The organism is Paenibacillus sp. FW101-FHT12H11 (assembly GCF_058790355.1).
This window is the reverse complement of sequence record NZ_JBYTCO010000003.1, coordinates 729,043-753,293: the sequence shown is the minus strand read 5'-3', so window position 1 is coordinate 753,293 and position 24,251 is coordinate 729,043. Positions and strand designations below refer to the sequence as shown.

Genomic DNA, 24,251 nt, shown 5'->3' with positions numbered 1-24,251 from the left:
TAGCCCTCTTATGATAAAATGTTGTTAGATTACGATGAGGAGTTTTCGTTATGAAGCTAATGAACTACATGAATTTAAATGTTCATCCAGTGCAACTATCATTTTTTAAAAATAGAACGCATGAGTTTGAGGAAATCTTTCACGCTCACCAGGGGATGGAACTTCTTATCGTCCATGAAGGCAGAGGCATCGCCATAATTGAGCAACAAATCGTTGAAATGACGCCGGGGGCTATTTTTTGCTTTCGACCGTTTCAGCTGCATCGACTTCGTATGTATAACCTTCCGCAGGAAAGTTATGTCCGCTCGCTTTTCGTGCTTGAGCCGGCGGTCTTAGAGGCAGCGCTTGCCGCCTTTCCTTCGCTGCAAGAATTTTTGCACAAATTGTGGAAAGATCCGTTATCTCCGCAATCATTCCAGTGTTCGGATCTTACGGCACTCGAACAATTATTCCGCCTTTATGCGCCTAGAATCGAGGCCGCTATTGATCAAGGCACAGAAAGGCTGCTTGAAGAGCAGCTGCTTTTCCTAACGGCATTTATCCACCAAGTGCGCACAGGGTTTGAGACGACCATCACCTCTCAAACAGACCTTCCACAGGTGCATCCGCGCAAAAGCTCAACAACGGCTGAACGCATGCTCTCTTGGATCGAAGAGAATTACAGCAAGCCGTTCAAGCTGGAAGATTTAGCGCAGGCCGTTCATCTTACTCCGAACCACGTGTCGGCAACTTTCCGGCAATCGATCGGCAGTACGATTACCGAGTACTTGACCGCCAGACGTATTCGCCAGGCTTGCTGGCTGCTCAAAACAACCGACATGTCTGTTCAAGACATTGGGGAAGCCGTCGGGCTGGGCAATTTCTCCTACTTTTGCCAGCTGTTCAAAAAACATGTCGGCTACACGCCTTACACGTTTAAAGGCATGCATCGTTACGAGGATCTCGCTTCATTAACTCAAGAGTAGCTGCTCTTGGGGCGCTATCGGATTGGTTCCAATGGATGAATTCCAATGGGATACGTTAATCGCGGCGCTAAAGCGGCGGAAATGGCAGTTAGCAAATGACAACTGGGGTTCTCTTGATAAATCAAAAAAAACTGTCACCAAAGCAGAAAATTCTACTTTTGCGACAGCTTTCTTCTATATATATGGTTTTACTTTTCACATATCAAACTCATCAGGCACATAATCGATTCGGGACTGAGCCCTGATCGTCAATTGCTCAAGCCCGTCTACATATTCTACCGGCCCCTCTTTGACGTAAAACCAAATCTTCCGTGTCGGTTGATCGTCAAACTCCTGAAAAAGAAAAACATTAAGCTCACGCTTCCACTTCAGCAGCTCCTCGACAGCCGCGCTCTTCGGTGTAGATACCGTGATCCGCCAGCCATCACCATCCGGAAGGACATTATAACGAAGCGCATCTGTTTCCGAATGAATAAAGGTACGGCCTCCGACGGCATGTTTAACAATGAGTACTTCTTTCATTACATCCCTCCTCAGCACCATTATGGAAGGTCGATCAACATGAAAAAGGCATCTTTCTCTGCCTCAACCATGAGATTGGATTCGGACTCAATGCGAGCCGTATCTCCTGCACTAAGCTGTTTTCCGTTCACCGTAACTTGCCCTTCGATGGCAAACATAAACACTCGACGCCCTTCCTTTTGCTCAAAAGACAGCGTATTTCCTTGATCAAGCCGACTTAAGTAAAGCGTCAAGTCTTGATTGATCATCACCGCTTGCTCGGATCCTTCCGGCGTCACTACGGGCAGCAGCGCGTTTCGCAATTGCTCAGCGTCGTAGCGGCGGGTTTCGTACGTTGGAAACAGCCCAAGCTCACGCGGCTCAAACCAAAGCTGGAGAAACCGAGTCGACTCAGTTTTGGATGCATTAAATTCCGCATGCACGATTCCCGTGCCAGCGCTCATCCGCTGCACTTCGCCTGCAGAAGTAATCTCCGAGTTGCCGAGATTATCCGAGTGCTGAACAGCTCCTTCAAGGACAATCGTAACAATTTCCATGTCACTGTGAGGATGGGCGCCAAATCCTCTGCCCGGCGCAACAACATCATCGTTGCATACACGCATAACCCCAAATTCGGTATTATTCGAGTCATAAAACTCTCCGAAAGAGAAACTTAATCGGCTTTGAAGCCATCCTGCATTGACTTGATAACGGTTCTCTGCCTCATAAATCTGAATCATAGGATCCCTCCGTTTTAAAGTTAAATGCTTATAGCGCTGTTGATTGACCTTTATTAAATAGCGAATCTATGGCAAGCCGTTGGCTTCCGTTGATTAGCAAATATACCGCCATGCCGATTAAAGCAAGATCAAGCTCGTATCCTGCCATTTGGCCATTTCCCAGGAATCCGACAGCCAGCTTCACTTTGAAAGTTGCAATCAGCAGGATAATTGCCAATATGGCGGACACAATACGTGTACCTAGTCCTAGAATCAGAGCAATCCCGCCTACCAATTCGATAGATGCCACGACATAAGCCAAAGATCCGGGAATGCCGATGCTTTCAAACCAACCTGCAATATTGCCGATTCCACCTTGGAATTTGGCAACACCATGGGATAAAAAGATAATTCCGAGCAGCACTCTTAATAGTAATGCCCCCAATTGCTGATAATTCTTCACTTTACATACTTCCCCTTCCAAAGCTAACTTTTTTAAAGTATTGAACTTTATGTTCGTATAATATCGTTATAGACTTACTTTTGTCAAGCAACTAAATAAAACCACCATCTAGTACATAGAAAGGTGGTTTTTAATTTGCTCTGCCAGCTTATCGCCTACTAGCAATGCCTCATCCAGAGGTAAAGCTGTTGCTTTGTTCGGATTGGAATGTCCGATATGTTCTTTCCAGGCTGCACTTAGCACTTTTTGGCGCTGCCAAACAAGCTGATAGAAAGGCGAGCACTCCGGTTGCCTGACGAACCGCGGCGTTGTTTTACAACGCACTTGAAATAAATGACGGAGAAGCGTTTCGGCGATGACCCAATGCCCGTCAGCGTGTGGATGAATTCCGTCTCCTGAACGGTAGTCCGGATCGTTCATTCGCGCTTTTTCCCTGGCTTGCAGCAGCGGATCATAAATATTCACCACTTCATCAGCGATCCCCTCCTGCCGAAGCAGCCAGTGCGTATACGTTCTAAGGACATCGTTGTAATGTTCATAGGGAGTTAAGTAGCTGTATGCTTGTTCATGATGGCAATCAGCAAGAAGTGTTTCTTGTCTAATTGCGGATGAATCAAATGGAGGTGGCGTCATCACGATCGCCTTGGCACCGCTTGAATGCACGATCCGAATGGCTTCAAGCAGCCCTTTTTGATAAGCTGAAAATCTTTCCTGGGAAAAAGGCGAATAGATCCCGTCATTCATGCCGTAACCTAATACGACCCAATCGGGCTTACTTATTAGCAGCGCACGTTCAATCCGTTCATGCACACAAGGCCGCGCAAATGGATGATCCCCCTCTGTTAAACCTGAAGCTGTCTCACTAGGCACACCTATGTTGATTAATGTGATCCCCTGTCCAGGGGAGTGTTGAAACAAAATTGCCTCCAAAAAAGCAATAAACGTTCCATCAGCCGTTATGCTATCTCCCAGGAATAGGATTCTCTTGTCTTCCGTCATTAAATGATCCCTCCAGTCGTCATTCAAAAATGAGGCTATCCGACAGATCATTCCTGACCTATCTCGATAGCCCCATCTCACGCCTTATTTTTTAATTGCTGCCGTATCGTACGCTTTTTGAAGAATTTCAAGATATCTGCCTAGCTTCAGATTGTCGAGCCCTTTCACGTATGCGTCCCAATCCTTGTTCAAATCTTTGTTCCCCGTAATAAACTGGAGCGCGCTTTGCTCGATATAGTTCTTGATGTTGGTTTGAAGAATGCTCGCCTCATCGGTCAGCGCCGGATCGATCCAAATCGCCCACATCGGGAACAGCTCTTTCGGTTCATGCCCTTGGTACAGCAGTGTCGCGTCATACAATCTGCGTTCGTAATTGGCGGAATCGTAAACATCCGTGCCTTGTACGATGCTATCGCGATATTCTTTCGGCTGGTAAAAATGGCCCATGCCGCTCCATCCCGCATTGCGAGGCGGCTGCCCATCAATCGCGGGAATCGTCGCGATTTGTGGTGCAACCCCTTTGCCCAGCGCCACTTCGCCTTCCTTCGGCTTTCTCCAGTCAATGCCTTCCATACCGGATGCCGCATTCGTTTGACCTTCCATTGTGAACATATAGTCGACCATTTTGATTAAAGTAACTTGTGCTTCTTGGCTCGCTTTATTGGTGATGACAAACTTCGCCCCAGGAATCAAGCCGCCTCCATCATGTGTGGACAATGAACCGTGGGGTCCTGTAAGAGGTGGAACCGGGTTATAATCGGCTGAGTTTTTATTGCCTTTATCAATATTAACGAAGATGGCTGGATGCATCCCCGCGCCTGCACCAAGAATCTGCCCTGAACCGTTCTCCCCAATTTTCTTAAAAGCTTCCGCATTTTGAGTAAACGCACCGGGATCGATCAGACCCTCGTCATATAAGGATTTAATATACGTAAGTCCTTCTTTCCACTCCGGTTTATTCGCCACAGTATCCGCTTTCCCGTTAACCAGATTCAAATAATTACGGTCGTCATCATAGATGAAGCCGTTCATCAGGAACGGGATCACACGTACACCGAAGTCCTCGGTTGAACCGCTAAGTGGCACCTCATCCGCCTTGCCGTTGCCATTCGGATCATTTTTCTTGAAAGCTTGCAGCACTTTCCTGAAATCTTCCGTCGTTTTCGGCATCTCCAGGTTCAATTTTTTCAGCCAGCTTGTGTTGATCCACATTTTGTTCGGGTACGAGCAGTGAAAGCATTGCGTATAGGAACCGAGACCATAAATCTTACCGTCCGGCGCTGTAATAAAGCTTTTAAACGTGGGATCCTTCTCCATGGCTGCTTTGATGTTAGGTGCATATTGATTAATCAAATCATTCAGCGGCAGCAAGACACCTTGTTTGCCGAATTTCAAAAGATCCGCTTGCGAGAACTGGTCGATATAAGCCGTTAACATGTACGCTTCCGGATAATCGCCGCTCGCTAATGAGATTTGGCGCTTTTCTTTGGCACCGTCATAGGGAATTACATCGAACTTGAATTTCGCATTAAATTTACTTTCCAAATGCTTCGTAAACAGGTTCGTATTTAAATCAATATCGTTCGCCTGCTGCGCAAAAACGCTGATTTGTACAGGTTTACCTGTTTGCCCAGCACTTGGCGAGACAATATCTGTAGTAGGTTTTGACGATGGCGATGCCTCTTGCGTACTCGTGCATGCGGCAACAACCAAACTGAACATGATAATAAAAATCAAAACGCTGACCGATCTTCTTTTCAATGAAATCCGCTCCCTTTACTGATTTGAAAAGCTGACTTATAGGTTGATCTATAACCTGCAAGTTCTCGTCGATCACCCCTTTCATTTCTTCAGTTCCCTGCCATATCCCTTTTTCCGTTACCCTTTCACAGATCCCACTAACATTCCCTGTACAAAATAGCGTTGTACAAACGGGTAGATGATAAGCACTGGAATCGTCGCAACAACAATCAGCGAGTATTTCAGAAGTTCTGCCAGCTGCTGTCTTTCAACCAGTTTCAGGGCATCCGTCGCATTCGAGCTGTTATTCAGAATAATAATGCTCCGCAAAATAAGCTGCAGCGGGAACAACTGGGCGGTTTTGAGATAAATAAGCGCATCGAAGTAAGCATTCCACTGACCCACCGCGTACATGAGGAATAAAACAGCGATGATGGGTTTCGATAACGGGATCACGACGCTCCACATAAATCTGAGGTCACTACAGCCATCAAGCTCACTAGAGTCAATAAGTTCATCAGGTATTGATGTTTGGAAGAAGGTTCGGGCGATGATAACTTGCCAGACCCAGATGGCATTGGGAATTATTAAAGCCCATCTGGTATCTATGAGGCCCATCTGTTTCACAACTAAATAAGTTGGAATAAGTCCGCCGGTAAATAACAACGTGAAGGTGACTAACATCATGAGGACGTTTCGGCCCTTAAATGTTTTACGTGATAGCGGATATGCGATCATGATCGTAAGCGCTACCGAGATCAAGGTCCCTGCCGCCGTATAAAACAAAGAGTTCGCATAGCCGGTAATGATTTTCGGATTGTCCATGAGCTGGGCGTATCCCTTCAGAGAAAACTCCACCGGCCATAACCACACACGTCCCGACGTCACAGCCGCCGGTGAGCTGAACGAGGAGCTTACAATATAAATCAGCGGGTATAAAACGATCACTAGCAGAAGACACAGGATCACATAGAGGCAAATTACAAATATTTTATCGCCCGCCGATTCACGGATCGTTGTTTTCACGGTGTTCATCGCATGGTTCCTCCATTCTCACCAAATACTCGTATTCGAGAGCCGTTTCGCAACCCGATTAACGACTACGAGCAGAATTAAGTTGATACAGGAATTAAATAAGCCGACCGCTGTAGCAAAGCTATAGTTCGCGTTTAAGAGGCCGATTTGATACACGTAAGTCGCTATTATTTCTGAATTTATTTTGTTCAACGGGTTTTGCAGCAAATAAATTTTTTCGAATCCTAATGACATGACACTGCCCACATTCAAAATAAAAATGATCGTGATCGTCGGCAGAATGCCCGGCAGATCAATATGGCGGATTTTCTGAAACCGCGACGCTCCATCCACTTTGGCTGCTTCATACAGCGAAGGATCGACACCGGCCAGCGCAGCCAGAAAAATAACAGCGGAATAACCGGCGGTCTGCCAAATATCCGACCACACGTAGATCGAGCGAAACATCCCCGGTTGCCCGAGAAAATTAATCGAATCCATCCCGAAATAATTCATGGCCACATTCACGAACCCCAGTCGAGGTGCCAGAAACAGCATGATGATGGAAACCATGACAACGGTGGATATAAAATAAGGAGCAAACGAAACTAATTGCACGAACCTTTTAAACTTGCCATTGCGTATTTCATTCAGCGCCAGGGCTAATAGAATAGGAATCGGGAAGCCGGCGAGAAGCAAATAACCGCTGATAAGCAACGTGTTTTTCATTAGAGTCCAGAAAATCGGATTTTCGAAAAACAGCTCAAAATGCTTAAAACCTACCCAAGGACTTCCCCAGATCCCTTTGGTCACGTTGTAATCCTTGAAGGCAAGGACGGCATTTAGCATTGGATAATATTTGAAAATAAGAAAAAATAAAGATGGTGGAATCACGATCAGATACAGCTGCCAATGTTTGATAAAACTCTTTTTCACATGCTCCCTCCTACAATCCGATAAAATGTGATAGCGCTTTCTATATGGCTGATTATAGGTGGTTGCCACGGCCATCGTATAGGTACATTTGCGTCAAATTCCGAACATAAAGCCCGAATCAGGCCGGGCATTTGCCTTATGAAACGTCCATTTAACCCTCATCACCTGTGCAATCAAAAAAGAGGCTTTCTCCCATGCATCATGAAAATGACGGAAGAATAGCCTCTTGAATATTATTCCTCGACAGATTGTCGGAACGAGCTTGGCGAAACGCCCATTACGCGTTTAAATGCCCGGCGGAAAGAATGCGAACTGTTATAGCCGACATGGGAAGCAATTTCGTCGACGTTGTACTGGTTTCTTTTCAGAAGACTCGCCGCGTGATCCATTCTTACTTTCTCCAGTTGGTCGGATAAATTCGTCCCCGTCACCTCTTTATACAGCTGGGAGATGTACTTCTCCGGCCTTTCGACATGTTCTGCAATCCGGTATAAGTTAAGGTCCGGATCTGCATACCTGGCGGCGATAAATTCATTAATTTGTTTCACTGTTCGAGAGTGAGCATCGTTCTTTTTACTCGTAATCAGGCCGCACATGTCCGCAATAATCCCATTTATTTCTTGGGAAATAATTTCAATGGATTCACTGGTCACAATAGCAATGATCCGATTTTTGATTTTCTCGAATGATGTGGATTCCATAATCGCCTTCTGATCGAGCAGTTTGAGCAGCGTTCCCTTCAACTCCCCGATGAACTGGTGCTTCATCTCCATAGAAAGCTCGCGATTTTCCGTGTTTTGCTCAATCATCGATTTGACGATACGCCTTGCTTCCTCTTCATCACCTGCTCTAATAGTACTAATTAATCGTAGCTCCAAGTCGATCGGATAATAATACGTATTGCTCTCAATTCGTGTATCGCCTAACCATACGACTCCTTTTTTGTTCATATAAATAGCGTTTTCCAAGGCCTGCCTTGCTTGCTCGTAGGATCGGCTAACCTCCATAACGGAGTTGAAGGGGTCGCTTAACCCTGCCGTTATCGTAATGCGATACTCGCCAAAAGCCAGATTAACTAGCCTGTTCACGAGCTGCTCAACCTCATCTTTATTGACTTGCTCCCCAGCTTCTGGATCCCCGGAGGTAAAGAGGAGAACCACACGATCCGAGCCCAAATCGGTCATATGAACAAAGACGCGACTTTCATCTTCGATCACAATTTGCTTCAGAATCAATCGGGCAGCGCTCAGCTCGTTCAAAATTTCAACGCTTTCCATGTCTGAATACCCGTTGATTTGCAAAATACCTGTGTAGCCAGCGTTAAAGCTAACACCCGTGCCCGCCTGAGCAGCAGCAGACATGATCTCTTCCCTGGTTTGAAATTCGCCCGCAATCAGACGCTTATAGAAAGCATCCCGAATCAAGGGAAGCTGTCGTTTGAGCTCAGATTCTAGGTGTTTGCTATTCATCAAAATATTGGAAATATTCCCCTGTATAAAATCATATTCATTACGCGCCAGCGCCGCTTCCTTGCCAAAATGCTCTTTCATGACCTGAAGCAGCCGAGTAATTGGAAGCGTATTGCGGTACGAAAGCAAGTAGCCAACAAGAAGACCAATCAGCAGCGCGGCACCTGTCACCGACCAGGTAATGTATTTGATCTTATTCGCATTTTCCATCAAAACATGTCTTGGAATCCCTGTACTGTAAACCCAACCCGTTGTTTTGGAGCGAATGTTGATCACGAGATCATCTTTATAAAATTGGCTGACGGACGCTTTATCGAACTTCGGATCCATCGAGAGCTGATCAATTTCCTGCTGGGTAATGCCTTGTAAACTAATGGTATGTCCTTGTGCATCACGGATATACATCCAGCTGCCCGATTCATTCCGCAAATCTGATAACACGCTGTTGATCGTTTTTTCATCTATAATCGTTACCACGGTTGCCGGAGATGAATCACTGAAGCTATCCAATGGAAGCGATTGCATATAAGTGATGACGGAGGTTTGGTTCCCACCTGCAACGAAAGGACTCAACGGCAGGATCTCACTGCTGTGCGTTTTATCTAAAATTGTCTTTTTCCATTCATCGAATGAAAGATTGTTGTAATGCGAAGCCTCATAATAATGTTCCGGTCGAAAATAGGCGTTGCCAGGCGTTACCAGCACATTAAAGTTGGTGAAATAAATAAAAAAGTGCTTCAAAAAATCATTGGTCTGACTATAAGCCTTAATGTCCCTTGAGATTTTCCAAATCCCATACACATTCGTTTTCTGATCCACTACGCTTTCATTTAATAGCACACTTAAATCTTGATTCAGAGCCAACTGCCTAGTGAAACTTTCCACCTCAGCCATCCTGCGCTCCAATATTTCCTGACTCTTCTGCAGTTGTGTCACATTGTTCTCAATGGAAATGGACTGCGTGACAGCAATGGAGGGTGCGGTATGACATATACCCCGCAATGCTAGGAATGATTAAAATAAGAATGTAGGAAAAAAGAAACTTACGAAACACGCCTGAGAACTTGGGCACTGGTTACTCCCCCTTCTATGAGAGCGCTTACTCCCCAACTCATTATATAAAATCAGAACATTATCGCCTAGGGTACAATTAGGGAGATGACCATACATATTTCCTTTTTCATGCACACGTATGGTCGTATCGCGGAAACAAAAAACTCACTTCAACGTGAAGTGAGCGTGCCTATTTCTCGGTTATCGAGCCGTCATTCCAAAGGTAACGTAACCTCAAACCGCGTCCCATAGCCTTTGCGAGAGGTTGCCGTTATGGTACCTTTATGATTCTCAATAATTCGGTAACAAATCGATAAGCCAAGTCCTACTCCATTCTCTTTGGTTGTAAAAAAGGGATTCAAAATTTGATCCAATTCTTCCTTGGTCATGCCAATGCCATTATCTTCAATGCTGATTTTGAAACTTTGATTGTCATGCGCCAATTCTGCGCACAGCTGAATGATGCCATTTTTCCCTATTGATTCGATAGCATTTTGGAGAAGGTTAATGAGCACTTGTTTGATTTGAGAAGGGTCAATCATGGCAACCAATAGGGCATTATCCGTTATCGCCGTAATCGATGTGTTTTTTAGAATAGCCTGACTATCCATAAATCGTACAATGTCTTTCAGAAATTCCTGCATGTTCACAGCTCTTCGTTCCGGTGTGCTAGGCTTGGCCATCACGACGAAATCGGATACAAGCTGCTTCATGCTTTCAAGCTCTGTTTCGATTAAATGCACGTAACTCCATAGTTTGGTAGGGTCGTTGGACTGCTTACTCAGCTGAAAAAAACCAATGATGGCCGTAAGAGGATTCCTGATCTCATGCGCTAAACCTGCCGCCAACTTGCCGATGGCCGAGAATTTCTCCGAATTAATCCACTGGCGCTCCAGAATTACACGATCGGTAATATCACGAAACTGTGCGAAGGCACCTAGCAGTTCGCCATGCTCATTAAGGATGGGCAGCACATCAAAGAGACACACACTCTCTTGATCCAAGGAATAGCGGAAAGTAAGCTCAATATTCTCACTTTGCTTGCGATACTTCAGCGCTTGGTAGAAATAGCTGCCAAAATGTTCAAAAGGAAATACCGGCGTGCCTGTCACACTCTTCCGGTTTCTTCCCGTAATTTTCTCCGCATACGCATTAAATTCGGTGATGATTCCCCGTTCATCCGTCATTATGATCCCATTGCGCATATTATTCACCACAAGCTGCTGAATCAGGTTCTGATTATGATTAACGAGGCGCAGCGACAGTTCCCGTTCGATAGAATCTACCATGTTCGCTAGCAAAGCTAGATACGTAGGATGGTGATGCTCAACGGACGTCATGATGGAAATCGCACCTGATAAGTTGTGGAAATTGGAAAAATGGAAGGGAACGCAATAACAGGCGCTATCCTCCAACATCCTATGATAATGCTCTTTCCCAACAATCTGAATCGGTTTTTGTTCAAGGAGCGCAAGCGCTACCACATTGGTCCCCATAAATTCTTCATCACACTTGATGCCTTCTTGAATGCCCAACCGATTGATGGTCGTCTTCATGGTCTCATCGCCATAATTATCCAGGATATAACCTGTATCATTCGTTACGACTATGAGATGAGGTGTCCCTGACAAGAAGGCTAATAATTTTTCTGCAAAATAATTAGTTACCACTAGAATCTTTCGATACTTATGCTTCTCTTCTTGAAGCTGTTTGGCCGTCAATTGAAAACCTGGTAGAGGTATTTTGGTAGGGTCCAAACCTTGCTGCAAGCACCTTTGGCGGGATTCTTCGATCCATAGTTCCATATGATTCTCCTCATTTTTCACTCATCATTCGGTACGGCACTGATTCAGATCTTGATTTCAATCCTGTTTTAGTAAATTATACCATAGTTCTCTGCTCAATAAATATAAAACCAATGTACTAAATTGGGAATGAGGTTTTTTGTCATACGCAAAAAAGGTTCTCTCCTAGGCCATGAAGACCTTCAGAGACAACCTTATAGCGTCTATTAAATAACTACCAAGTATCGCGGCTCAAAATAAGTGCCTGCTGCAATTTTATCTAGGCCATCTTTGCTGCACCGGCAGCAGCGCCGGAAAATCTGCATGAGGCTCTATTTGATACCAGTAAGCAACGGAAGAAACATCATCGGATCTTTCAAATAATCGCGAATGATCGTGGCCAATTTGCTGAATCGTTACTTTCAAATCGCTTTCAAAACGGATAGGATCGGGCAGATGCCAGCGGTACATTCCATGCATAGGCACCTGATGACCGGACCATGGATCAATCTCTGTCGTGTCTTTGTAGTACGTATATCCTAAATAAGGCGTTGAATAAGATTCCGGCTCATTGGTCTTCAAATTGGAGAAACACCAAGCACCCCCGACATAATCCTCGGTTCCTGTCCCGCAAATCGTCGGCCACTCGTCATCACCATCCATATAAAACTTCATCTCGCCTTCTCCCCACCAGTTCCTTTCCAGCGCTGCCCATGCCAAATAGGTACCCACATATTGCCCGGCCCCTTTGACATTGTCTAATATGGTGTAGTCTTTGCCAGTCTCGGTTAAGCGCTCTCGACGCCATTGCGCATGAAAATAAGCCGCGTTATCTAGCAGTTCGTCAACAAGCGTATAGTTGAATGTATAGAAAAATCCGCCAATGTCATAGGCGTGTTGGTTTTCAATCGTAATTTTCGCAGAGGTGCGGAACGGCATGGCGAAATAACAATTCATCCCGCCGGTCGGGTTAACGGAAATCGGAAGTGAATTGACGTTGCTGCGTCTGGCGAAACCATTGCAAAAGAAGTCGCCAAGCGGTACTTCAACGGATGGCGTTTCTTCGTCATCCCAATACATTCTGAGCACGAGGTCACGAAGTACGTACTGTGCTTGAAATCCTTTGGCACTTGTTTTATCGGTCACCGTGATCCAAAAGTGCTGAAGCACGCCAGTGCCCTGTATATGTGCGAGCGTAACCGTTTCGCCTTGTTTTAAATCGATGCAAGGTCGCCCTTTTCTGGCCGTTCCCAGATTGCTGGCGGCTTTGCCTCCCTGCCCTTTCTCTCCTTTTGGATTTTCCGCTGTAATGGAACGTGTCCGCCCGTTTGTCACGAGAGGAGCCGTAGATAAGCCATTTCCCAAACCATGCAGTTGCAGCATGTCCATCACCTCTGTATCATATATTGTTGTACCTACCTCCATTATAAAGCGTTTTATCCACATTTATTTAGCATAGATTGCCGATTTACTTACCATATATTGCTGAGGTGCCATGATGGAATTGAGTCAAATTTCCCCTTATATCCGTGTTGCGATGGATAGTGCCATCGAAACACCATGGACGATTGAAGAACGTATGATTTGGGATTATGAGCTGCTGTTTCTGATGGAAGGTCAGTTGGAAGTGAGGGTGGAAGAGCGAGTTTACGAAGGCCGCCCAGGGGATTTTTTCTTTTTTAAACCGGGAGAGCGACACGCCATTCAATCAAAAGGGGCACAAACGATTCGCCAGCCACATGTCCATTTCGATCTTAACGTTTTGCCGGATAGCCCGGATGTTACCGTATCGTTCAAGTCCATCGAGCAGATGAGTGAGAAGGAAAAAGAATGGTTTCGAGCGGATCTGCTCTCCACATCTCCGTATTTCATTCCGAATCATTTTCGTCCACGGGATTCCGCTCGCTTGGAACGGGTGCTGTTCGATCTCATCCGGGAGCATGAAACCAAACCACCCTATTACGAGTTCCGCGTCAAAAGCGCTATGCTTGATCTGCTTGCGATCCTGCTGCGCGAACAATATTATGGCGGCAAAACAAACAAAGACGGCCAGGTTGAATTCCTATCCGAAATTCGTACCTATATTGACCGCCATGTCAATCAGAACGTGACACTCGAGGAGTTATCCGAGAAGTTTCATGTCAGTAAATTTCATCTCATTCATCTATTCAAAACGATGTTTCAAATGACTCCCATTCAATACCACCAATACATTCGCATGGAAAGAGCTAAAAATAGCATCCAATTTTCCAACACACCTCTAAGTCAAATTGCTGAGCAGCTGGGGTTTGCGAACATTCATACGTTCAGCCGGGCGTTTAAAACCGTTATGGGCAAAAGCCCCTCGCACTTTCGGATAAACCGATAAGAGGTCACCACTTGGGTCGGCTCGGCTCGGTAATCTAGAGGAACTACAGTCCGCTATTCCGCGAAACTGAAGGGTTTTGACGTCGTGACGGAACTACAGGGTCTTATTTCAGGGCTTTTGAGCACATTCCAGCTCACAATGAGAAAACAACGGCTGCCGGTTCCCATTCGTTTGCCTAAATGGCTGCTACCCATGAAATAGCGCCCTGTAGTTCCCTCCGCCACCACCCTCCCCCGAGATTCATAGAGGCGGGCCATCCTTTATAGCCATCTTTTATCTTAGCAAATCTGCAACTCTGACGGGTTGTCCTGTCCGGATCGCGCGATTCGCGGCAATGCCGACCAGAATGGACCGGGCTCCGTCCATATGATTCGCAGCCCTCTTAAAGCGATCCTCAGCCGGCTCACCAAAGATATCGTTCAGCAGCACAGGATCTCCACCGCCATGGCCGCCAACACCGGTCTCTACGTTCACCTCATAAGGACGGTCAAACATAGGAAAGACGCGGATCTCCTTATTTTTTATCGCTCCTTCGAGCGCCTTGTCTCCACCTGAGTTAACATAGGATTGTTCCATAATCGTCATCTCCAGCCGGCCTTTCGTTCCATTAAAAGCTATCCGATAACCTTCCCAAGGGGAATAGGCATTTAACGAATAGGTCAAAATCGCTTTGTTTTGATAGCGAACCATAACGCCCATCGTATCCTCAATGCTGATGCCATCTCCGAAAACGTTCTGATCGCGAAGATAGCCATCCTCGTGCTCTGCGTCTAAATACAACGCCTTCAATCGCCCATTACGATCCAAATGGAGTGCAAAAGGATCATCTTCAGCAAGCGGATTCCCCGTAGCTCTATCGTAAAATTGAGTTACCCCGCGTTTTTCAGCGTTTTCACGTCCATAGAAAAGCAGATCGCCAAGAGCAAACACTGTATCCGGCTCTGACCCGATCCAGAAGCTGACGAGATCGAAGTGATGCGTCGATTTGTGTACGAGCAGTCCTCCGCTGTTTTTCTTGTCACGATGCCATCTACGGAAATAATCAGCCCCGTGTTTGGTATTCAACAGCCACTCGAAATTGACCGAGTTAACCTGCCCGATTGCCCCTTCTTCAATCAACTCCCGTACTTTCGTATGATGAGGTGCGTAGCGGTAATTGAACGTAACGCGCACGTTCCGTCCCGTCTTCTCCACCGTTTCAAGAATTTGACGGCACTTCTCCTCGTCAATTGTCATCGGCTTCTCTGTTATCACATCGCAGCCTAATTCCATCGCACGAATGATATACGTGTGGTGCGTACGATCAACGCTCGTGACGATAACTACATCCGGCTTCTCGATTTCGATCATCCGGTCGAACGATTCCGGTTTGTAGGTGCGCACCTCCGGATAGTCAAACTTCATCTGCAATTGCTGCTTCGCATAATCCATCCGCGTCTGGTTAATGTCGCATAATGCCAGTAGCTCCGTCGTTTCCCGGAAGTTCTCCGCCATGGCGGAATAAAAAAACCGCGCACGCCCGCCGGCGCCAACCAATACGTACTTTTTCCTCGTCGTCATGCCTTTCACCCTTTTTATATAAATTATAAAAACCGATTCTACACGGATGCCTTGATGACTAGAAACTCGCTTTCAAACGTGTATCGACCCGCTCCAAGCCTGAACCAGCTTACGTCATCGGTACTGCCAATCGGCTGGCAGCCTTCGATCTCCCATGTTCCTAACGTTTTTTCGACGCCATCGATGGTACAAACCCGGCCAGGCACATAAATCGTAGCCGTCGTATTAACGGGAATCGACACTTCGATTCGGAGTACTTTTGACAACACAGATAAATGCCAAGCCACCTCGATGGTTCCGTACAAGGAATCATAGCTTGCTTTGACCCGATCCAATTTTCCTCCTGGCCTTGGCCGTATGATTGCGTGTTTAAACCCTGGCGCCGCAGGATCAGCCTCGATGCCGGCCATATATCGGAACATCCACTCCCCTACTGAGCCAAGGGAATAGTGATTAAAGGAGTTCATAGACGGCGTTTGAAACCCTTTGTGTTCCGTCCAGCCATCCCACCGTTCCCAAATAGTCGTTGCCCCGTGTTTAATCGAATACATCCAGGATGGGAACTCCTCCTGAGTAAGCAGCGTATAGGCAACATCCAGCTTTTGATGATCCGTTAATGCAGGCAGTAAGTAGCCGACTCCGAGAAAACCCGTTGATAACCGGTCTCCACGCGCGGAAATATCATCTGTCAGATGCTCGATAGCCATCCTATTCAATTCTTCGGTTAGCAAGTTGAATTGAAGCGCAAGGACATACACCGCCTGCGTCTCCCCGTGAATTCTGCCGTCACCGCTGACAAACGCGTCCCGGAAAGCTTTGGCAATCGAGACAAACAAGTTCTCATATTGCATCTGATCTTGCTCGCGTCCCAGAACGCCGGCAATCTTAGCCAATAGCTGAGTGCTGTAAGCAAAATAAGCCGTAGCCAGCACTTCTTTCGGCGTATCCGCATCAATGGATAACCAATCGCCATAGTTGGCATAATCCGGACGCACGAGATCTTCCGTGTTGTCCCGAAGATAACTCACCCAATCCGCCATTGCTTGGTAGTTATTTTCCAATATGCGAATATCCCCATACATGAGATACAAGGTCCATGGAATGATAACCCCGGCATCTCCCCATCCCGCATTATCGGGTGCGAACCAATTCAGATTCGCATTCCACATTTTGTGGCGAATCCAACCGGCGTCAGGCGCCACATCCGTGAAAGCCCCCGACGGCAGCTGACTGTCGATCATATCCTGCATATATTTCGTAAAGAAGCGAGATACATTCATATTGTAAGCGGCCGTGCGGGCAAAAATTTGCGCATCACCGGTCCAGCCCAACCGCTCGTCGCGCTGCGGACAATCCGTCGGCACCGAGAGGAAATTCCCCCTTTGTCCCCAGGTAATGTTGGCATACAGCCGGTTCACCATCTCATCATTTGTCTCCAGACTCCCCGTCTCGGCCATTTCGGAGTGAACGACTTTTCCAACAATTGTATCCAAATCTGGTTCGCCTGGGTAACCAATCAGTTCAACGTAGCGGAATCCGTGAAATGTAAAATGCGGTTCATATTTTTCTTCCCCGGTCCCTTTTAACACATAATGATCCTGCTGAACAGCGACCCGCAAGTTGTCCAAATATAGGCTGCCGTCTGGATTCAGCATCTCGGCATGGCTGACGGTGACTTGGTGGCCTGCCGCCCCGCTAACTTTGAACTCTGTCCAGCCCACCATATTTTGTCCCATATCATAAATGAAAGTCCCTTCTTCCGTGCGGCGGAAAGAGACGGGTTTACGTACTTGCATGATGCGAACCGGCGGTTCAATCGTTGCCACGAGCAATCCATTGTAGCCCGTTCGCACATCCGGAACCTCCCACGAGGCGGCTGCTTGATAACCGGCTTGATCCCATCCAGTCGGCTCCAGACGAGCATCGTAGGCTTCACCTTTGATCAGATCCGAATAAAGAATCGCTCCCTTGGCTGCCTGCCAAGACGAGTCAGACATGATGAGCTCACTCGTGCCGTCGTGGTATTCAATTCGTGCCTGAAGCAGTAAAAACGGCCTTTCCCCATACACATTTTTCCCGAGAAAACCGACCGTACCCGCGTACCAGCCATCTCCTAAAATGGCTCCAAAAACATTTTCGCCTACTGTTAAGTGGTCTGTAATCTCATAGGCTTGCACTTGCACGCGTGTCTCATAGTCAGTCCAACCAGGCGCAAAGAGAGCTCCAATTCTGCTTCCGTTAAGTCGAAGATCATACAAACCAAGCGCAGTCGCATAAACAAAAGCTCGTTTCACCTGCTTGGCAAGCTGGAAGCTCTTCCGCAAGTATGGAGAAGGTTGCATATCAACGCCTTTTTCTGCTTTTCGGCCGATCCACTTGGCCTTCCAATCCGCACGTGACAGCAGCCCCATCGACCAATAAGCCGTTTGACTCCAGGCAGATGCTTCTCCCTGCGTATCCCACACTCGGACTTTCCAATAATACGTTTGCGCAGAGATCAGCTTATCTCCCGCATATTCAATATGAATCGATTGATCGGACGCTACTTTGCCGCTGTCCCATTGGTCAGCCACACCTTGATCCAACCGCTCTTGTGATGATGCAACCAACACTTGATAATAAGCTTGAGCAGCAGATCGGTCGTTCGACTCCAATCTCCAGAACAAACGAGGCCGCCTGACATCAAGCCCAAGCGGGTTATTCGCATACTCCGTTAAACATTCAATAATGGATAGGCTCACTGTTATCCCCCTTAAGTTAAGATCGTACTAGTTTGTATTATAAAAGGATAAACCTGCTCCGATATGGGGGGTTCGAGAACAGTTTATAGGGCAAAAACATTAACCTTATGACGTAATGCCCTACCTTGCTTCATTGAATGCACCTAAATGAAAGAAATAACCTATAAAAATGAACTCATTCCCCTAATGTGCCTGGAGCAATATGTATTAAAGTTAACTAGAATAGCTATTTTCACGCTATTTTTTCCACTTGCTTCATTGAAAACGATTTCACTTTTTTTGACGAAAAATTCGAAAGGGGATGAATGACTTAGGCATAACCAACTCGATAACAAACCAGAGGAGGAAGTAACTTGAGAAAATGGACACTATTCCTGCTGTCACTCCTGATGTTCTTCAGTCTATCGCTGCAAATCGCATCAGCATCCCCCGCGGAAGTAACAGCATCGTTAGACTCAGCTACAGGTATTGTGACGGTTTCCGGCAACTCGGGGTTGACGGGAGAACACCTCATTACGGTGCAAGTCCGTGATCCACACCATCGTCTTGCCTATTTGGATCAGAGCCAAAGCAGCGCAAACGGTGACTACCTGTTTCATTTTAGAGTGAATACAAGATTTGCCGGTACCTATGCCGTTTCCGTCGCAGGTGATGCCGATATCGCTGTTTCCCAAACGGCCTTTACCGTAAATTCGCTGGATACGACAGCGCCAGTAACAACCGCCGTAGCAAGCCCGGTTGACGGCAGCAACGGCTGGTATGTTTCCGCACCGACTGTCACACTTTCCGCAACAGACAACGTTTCGGTCACCCAAACCACCTACCGATTGAATGAAGGCGCTTGGAGCCCATATATCCAGCCGATTACATTACCTGAAACTGACGGTATTTATTTATTTGAATACAAAAGTATTGATCAAGCTGGAAATGAAGAGGCTGTCCAATCCCTAACTCTACGTCTGGACAAAGAGGCGCCTTCCATCAAAGTAACTTTGGATCAGGACACCATCTGGCCGCCAAATAAGAAAATGGTTACTGTGACCGCCGATGTGTATGCAACTGACGCCATCTCGCAAATCGATAACATTGTCCTTACTTCTATTACTTGTAATGATTCCATCCAGCCGGATGATATTCAAGACGCGCAGTTTGGCACTTTGGACAAGACGTTTGCTCTTCGTGCAGAGAAATCCAAAGAGCATTCCGAACGCGTATATACCATCACTTACACGGCGACAGATAAAGCAGGAAATCGTTCTACGGCTACCGCAACGGTAACTGTACCTCATGACCAATCCGGCAAAACGAAGTAATGATCTTTCGGAGGTGTTATTTTGAATAAGAAGTTCAGACAGATGATACTCCGCCTCACACTCGCTTTACTGCTCACTAGCGGGGTTTACGGAAGCAATCCATTTGATACAAAAGCGATGGCGGCAGAAACACCCGTTGGCGATGGATGGCAAGTGCTCGTTGACGACAACTTTGAAAACAACTCGCTCGGCACAAAAGCAGAGGATCAAGGCTATGATGTATACAAGCCCATGCTTGAGGATGGGAACGCCGGCGGCCTTAAAGGTGACGCTTATGTAGCCAAAGCTCCCGGTAAAGCAGGCAACAGCCTCTATGTTTACGACGACCATAATTCCGTCAGCAAGGTTGCCTATCGCAACACGACGAGAATTGTCAAAACGTTTGAAAAGCAGGAAGGTGTGGTCGTAGCTGAGGTTTCCTTCATGCAGCCCGGGCCGCAGCGCGAAAGAGCGAAAGTCTTGAATCTATTAAGCAGCAACGGCGACTACATCGCCAGAATCACAGCAGATCCTTCCCAGGCAAAGTTCGTGTTCGATGCCAAAACAGGTCCGGACAACATGTATCCGTATGAGCCGAATCGCTGGTATAACATCAAGGTTGTTGTCGACATCGTCAATGATCAAGTGATGGTTTATGTGGACGGTAACCTGTGTTTCTCCAAGCAGCCTACGGTCGAGGTTCGGAGCGCCGGCACCACGACGAGTGAGAAAATAAAGCAAAACATTGCCATGATTGAATTGCTTACAGCCGGCGAATCACCTAATCCAATTAACTCCTTCTACGTATCCCAAATCAAGGTCTCTGCGAAGCCGCCTGCCGACACGCCGGAAGCACCTGCTGGACTTACGGCCTATCCAAGGGATAAAGAAATCTATGTCGAATGGGCGCCTTCACCAAGCGCCAGATCGAACAATGTCTACGTGGCCACCAAACCCGACGCTGCTGATTCAGAGTATGTGAAGGTCATGGACAAATATAATAAAAAGTTTGTGCCAAGCGATTACGTATCGATCACAAAGCTTGGGACATCCTCCACCAGCCCGCTGCTTGAGAACGGGAAAACATATTATGTTAAAATTACACAAAACACCAGGCTGCTGTCCAAAGGCACCGACACGGAAGTAGAAAGCCCTCTCTCCTTGTCTCAAGCCGTTGCTGTTACGCCTAATCCTAGACAAGCATTAGAATCCGCCACGACGAGCATCATCCAAAACGTGTATGTAAACGATACCAAAAACATGTCAGGATGGTCCGTGCAAAGTGGTCTCGCTGTAGGCAGTACGCCTTATGGCGATTCACAGAGCACCATAACCAAACTCCCTTCAAATTATACAGGGATTGATTGGATTCGCACCTCAAACGCATCAGGTGCTTACACAGCGAGTGATGTGCTCACCACTTTTGCGGTAACGAATGATACGGATGTTTTTGTCGCTGTAAGCCGTGAAACGATGGAAGCCAACTTGGCTTGGCTGTCAACCTGGACCAAAACAGCGGATACCATCGAACTTGACGGAGGCGCCAAAGTATTCGATTTGTATAAGAAAAGCTTTGCGGCCAATTCGCAGGTTACTCTGAACAAAATCGCGCAATCCGATAGCAACGGCTATTTTATCCTCGTTAGGGGGCGTTCTGTCCAACTGAACTCTTTTGAGTTTATCGATTGGAACGGCAACAAGCTATCCGCATTAACGCCGGGGATGAACGCAACCGCCAAAGTCGAGGTCACGAATAACACCGCCGAGGAACGCTCCTTTGTAGTGATCTGTGCATTATACGACGCCAATCAACGCTTGGTTACGTATACGTCCGCATCTGTAACGGCGCACGCCGGGCAAAAACGTACGTTAAATACCGGATTTAAGGTTCCACAAAACCTATCCGGCTATCACGCCAAAGCTTTTATCTGGGACAGCTTGATCACCATGAAACCATTGTCGAACAGTATATCGATCCAGTAGGCACGAGGAGGCAACGATGAAAAAGATAATTGCTATGCTATCATTCCTGTTTATTGCAGCAAGTCTGGTCCCTCCGCTTGCGGCGGCGGCAGAACCTATCACGGCCTTTCCCGGAGCGGAAGGCGCCGCTATGTATATAACAGGGGGACGCGGAGGGGACGTTTACGAAGTCACCAGTCTCGATGATTACACGTCCTCAGAGAGCCCGATCCCCGGAACGCTGCGCTACGGGCTTGTTAAAGTGGCGAACAGCACTTCCAAATCGACCGTTATTGTCTTTCGGGTTTCCGGCACCATTCATTTGAAGGAGAAAATTAAAACGAATGTCTACAATCTGACGATTGCCGGACAGACCTCGCCTGGAGACGGCATCGCCATCGGCAACTATTCGGTATCCTTGGGCGGATCCAATATCATCCTCCGTTATCTTCGCTTCCGCGGAGGCTTTGCCGAGCTGGACGACACCTTTTCACCCAACGCTCCGAAAATGATGATTGATCACTGCTCTTTTAGCTGGAGCACGGACGAGGTTCTTTCATCCAAAGATAAGAGCAGCATCACCGTGCAATGGTCAATCATTAGCGATTCTCTGAACATGTCGATTCACGACAAGGGCGCCCACGGGTACGGCGGTATTTGGGGCGGCACCAATATGACATTTCACCACAATTTAATTGCCAACAACAATAGCCGGAATCCTCGATTAGACCGTGACTTTAGACTTGAAAAAGACGCACCTCTGCTGTTCGACTTGAGAAACAACGTCTTCTATAACTGGGGAGCCAACAGCGGATATGGCGGTGAAAATGCGACTGGCGTCAACGTCGTAAACAACTATTATAAAGCGGGTCCCGCTACCTTTGATGATGTGAAAAACCGGATTTTCAATCCCTGGTCCGAGCAGCCTGGAAACTACTATATTGAAGGCAACTATGTAGACGGCTATCCGGAAATCAGCGCAAATAACTGGGCCGGCGGCGTTCAACCCGAGTATGGCTTAGGAACAGTCAATCGCTTGCAAAGCCCGGTACCTATTACTTATAAAAATACCGATGGCACCACGGTCGATACTTCCGTGACCACGGACTCAGCGACGGACAGTTACAGCAAAGTCCTTGAGCACGCAGGAGCCATTTTACCAAAAAGAGATTCTCTCGATGCGCGTATCGTGAACGATGTCAGAAACGGCTTGGGGAAATTCGCCAATACCCCGGATGGGGACGGAGGGTTCCCGGCATTAACGGAGACGACTTTGTCAGCCGATTATGACAGTGATCACGACGGCATTCCGAACAGCTGGGAAGAAGCCAACGGTCTTGATGCCAGTAACACAGCTGATGGTAAAGCCGATAGCGGTGACGGTTTTACCTATTTGGAGAAATATTTGAACTCACTGCTTGGCAATGGGTCGGGCAATCCAGCTGTAGCGATCACAAGCCCATCTGCGAACGAGATGCTGCAAGCGAATCAAGATATTGTCATTGATGCCACAGCTTCTGACAGTGATGGCACCGTAGTCAAGGTTGAATTCTCCTACTATGATACGCAAGCGATGAAACTAATTCCGTTAGGAACGGTTACATCCGCACCTTATTCGTATACATGGATAAACGCTCCGGAAGGAACTCATTATTTGTATGCCAAGGCAACTGACGTCTCAGGAACTCAAACACTTTCAAGTATGGTTGTTATTCATGTCAATGGATCAGGCGGGATTGGCGCATGGACATCCACAGACGTAGGCAGCGTGACAATACCAGGAACTTCAAGCGTATCAGGGGCTGAGAACAGTTCTTTTATCGTAAAAGGTACCGGCAAAATTGGCGCAACGAGCGATGGCATCCAATCGAAAGATGCGTTTCAATACACATACCGTGATATTTCAGGTGATATGGAGTTAAGCTCTACGATTAACTTCCAGAATCCTTCCGAGTACGATAATGGTGTAAAATCAGGGCTTATGATCCGTCAGGATCTGACGGCCGATTCTCCTTTTGCCATGATTACGGTGATGAAGGAAGAATATTACGGGACACGGATCCATTTTATGAGCAGATCTGCCCGAGGGGATTTGGTTGTAACAACAGCCAAGCCAAATGTAGAATTGCCTGCACTCTTGAAAATTACTAGATATGGGAATGAAGTCAAAGGTTTGATTTCCATTGATGGCGGAGCTAACTGGGAAGTGGTCGGTTCTGTCACGCTGGATCTGCCGGACCATGCTTACATCGGGATGGCCGTCGATGCGACGAAGAGTACGAACAATTTTAATTACTATAATTCCTCCCTATTTGGGAATACGAAGCTGCGGACAGATAATATCACGGGAGCAGTCTTCACTACCGGGAATTTGCAGCTGAATGAAAATGACGGTGATCCTTCGGTCAGTGTGCAATTTAGCAATCGATCCGAGCTTGATAAAAACGGCGTACTGGTCATCGCGCTCTATGATGCGGACGGCAATATCGTCAACTATTCCTATACCAGCGACTTAGTCGAAGGCCAAGGGATAAGAACGCTAATGGCAAACTTCCAGCTGCCCGAAGATGCGGCCGGTTATAAGCTGAAGGCTTTTGTCTGGGATGAGCTTGCCGGCAAGCAAATAATTTCTAATGTTGCTGAGCTGGCTTTGACGCAGTAATAAAGATCTTGCAGCTAAAACGA

Annotated in this window: 17 protein-coding genes; 5 read left to right on the top strand and 12 right to left on the bottom strand. The window is 46.9% G+C overall.

The window, feature by feature from the left end:
- Nucleotides 1-50 precede the first annotated feature (50 nt).
- On the top strand, nt 51-965 hold the full coding sequence (locus AC3WTJ_RS13320) for a helix-turn-helix domain-containing protein (protein WP_492522154.1): 915 nt from the start codon (nt 51-53) through the stop codon (nt 963-965).
- A 195-nt stretch (nt 966-1,160) separates the two neighbouring features.
- Here AC3WTJ_RS13320 and AC3WTJ_RS13315 read toward each other — a convergent pair whose 3' ends face one another.
- The 10 genes from AC3WTJ_RS13315 to AC3WTJ_RS13270 form a co-directional block, all read right to left on the bottom strand.
- The gene (locus AC3WTJ_RS13315) at nt 1,161-1,487 is read right to left on the bottom strand and encodes a hypothetical protein (protein ID WP_492522153.1); all 327 of its coding nucleotides are present in this window, start codon (nt 1,485-1,487) and stop codon (nt 1,161-1,163) included.
- 20 nt (nt 1,488-1,507) lie between these two features.
- Nucleotides 1,508-2,206, bottom strand: a complete 699-nt coding sequence (locus AC3WTJ_RS13310) for a pirin family protein (protein ID WP_492522152.1) — start codon at nt 2,204-2,206, stop codon at nt 1,508-1,510.
- A gap of 28 nt (nt 2,207-2,234) precedes the next feature.
- A complete protein-coding gene (locus tag AC3WTJ_RS13305; RefSeq protein WP_492522151.1) occupies nt 2,235-2,648 on the bottom strand; it encodes a DoxX family protein in 414 nt (137 codons plus the stop codon).
- Nucleotides 2,649-2,756: 108 nt separating this feature from the next.
- Complete coding sequence (locus AC3WTJ_RS13300; RefSeq protein ID WP_492522150.1) at nt 2,757-3,647, bottom strand: GDSL-type esterase/lipase family protein; 891 nt, start codon at nt 3,645-3,647, stop codon at nt 2,757-2,759.
- 84 nt (nt 3,648-3,731) lie between these two features.
- Complete coding sequence (locus AC3WTJ_RS13295) at nt 3,732-5,408, bottom strand: extracellular solute-binding protein (RefSeq protein WP_492522149.1); 1,677 nt, start codon at nt 5,406-5,408, stop codon at nt 3,732-3,734.
- 117 nt (nt 5,409-5,525) lie between these two features.
- The gene (locus AC3WTJ_RS13290) at nt 5,526-6,422 is read right to left on the bottom strand and encodes a carbohydrate ABC transporter permease (protein WP_492522148.1); all 897 of its coding nucleotides are present in this window, start codon (nt 6,420-6,422) and stop codon (nt 5,526-5,528) included.
- A gap of 18 nt (nt 6,423-6,440) precedes the next feature.
- Nucleotides 6,441-7,337: an ABC transporter permease gene (locus AC3WTJ_RS13285; protein ID WP_309491892.1), complete on the bottom strand. Its 897-nt coding sequence runs from the start codon at nt 7,335-7,337 to the stop codon at nt 6,441-6,443.
- Nucleotides 7,338-7,570: 233 nt separating this feature from the next.
- Nucleotides 7,571-9,700 (bottom strand): helix-turn-helix domain-containing protein, encoded by a 2,130-nt coding sequence (locus AC3WTJ_RS13280; protein WP_492522147.1) that lies wholly within the window; start codon nt 9,698-9,700, stop codon nt 7,571-7,573.
- Nucleotides 9,701-10,071: 371 nt separating this feature from the next.
- Nucleotides 10,072-11,664: an ATP-binding protein gene (locus AC3WTJ_RS13275; RefSeq protein WP_492522146.1), complete on the bottom strand. Its 1,593-nt coding sequence runs from the start codon at nt 11,662-11,664 to the stop codon at nt 10,072-10,074.
- 255 nt (nt 11,665-11,919) lie between these two features.
- On the bottom strand, nt 11,920-13,026 hold the full coding sequence (locus AC3WTJ_RS13270) for a glycoside hydrolase family 172 protein (protein WP_492522145.1): 1,107 nt from the start codon (nt 13,024-13,026) through the stop codon (nt 11,920-11,922).
- A gap of 121 nt (nt 13,027-13,147) precedes the next feature.
- Between AC3WTJ_RS13270 and AC3WTJ_RS13265 the strand changes: the two genes are divergently transcribed.
- Nucleotides 13,148-14,011, top strand: a complete 864-nt coding sequence (locus AC3WTJ_RS13265; RefSeq protein WP_492522144.1) for a helix-turn-helix transcriptional regulator — start codon at nt 13,148-13,150, stop codon at nt 14,009-14,011.
- A gap of 273 nt (nt 14,012-14,284) precedes the next feature.
- Here the strand turns inward: AC3WTJ_RS13265 and AC3WTJ_RS13260 are convergent, their stop codons facing one another.
- Both AC3WTJ_RS13260 and AC3WTJ_RS13255 read right to left on the bottom strand, forming a co-directional pair.
- Nucleotides 14,285-15,571, bottom strand: coding sequence for a Gfo/Idh/MocA family protein (locus AC3WTJ_RS13260; protein ID WP_492522143.1), 1,287 nt, complete (start codon nt 15,569-15,571; stop codon nt 14,285-14,287).
- A gap of 38 nt (nt 15,572-15,609) precedes the next feature.
- Entirely contained in the window at nt 15,610-18,312 is a 2,703-nt protein-coding gene (locus tag AC3WTJ_RS13255) for a family 78 glycoside hydrolase catalytic domain (protein ID WP_492522142.1), read from the bottom strand.
- Between the two features lie 353 nt (nt 18,313-18,665).
- Here AC3WTJ_RS13255 and AC3WTJ_RS13250 point away from each other — a divergent pair, with 353 nt between their 5' ends.
- The 3 genes from AC3WTJ_RS13250 to AC3WTJ_RS13240 are packed head-to-tail and all read left to right on the top strand — an operon-like array spanning nt 18,666 to nt 24,228.
- Nucleotides 18,666-19,625 (top strand): OmpL47-type beta-barrel domain-containing protein, encoded by a 960-nt coding sequence (locus AC3WTJ_RS13250; RefSeq protein ID WP_492522141.1) that lies wholly within the window; start codon nt 18,666-18,668, stop codon nt 19,623-19,625.
- Nucleotides 19,626-19,646: 21 nt separating this feature from the next.
- Entirely contained in the window at nt 19,647-21,587 is a 1,941-nt protein-coding gene (locus AC3WTJ_RS13245) for a hypothetical protein (protein WP_492522140.1), read from the top strand.
- Nucleotides 21,588-21,603: 16 nt separating this feature from the next.
- Nucleotides 21,604-24,228, top strand: coding sequence for an Ig-like domain-containing protein (locus AC3WTJ_RS13240; protein ID WP_492522139.1), 2,625 nt, complete (start codon nt 21,604-21,606; stop codon nt 24,226-24,228).
- The last annotated feature ends 23 nt before the right edge of the window (nt 24,229-24,251 follow it).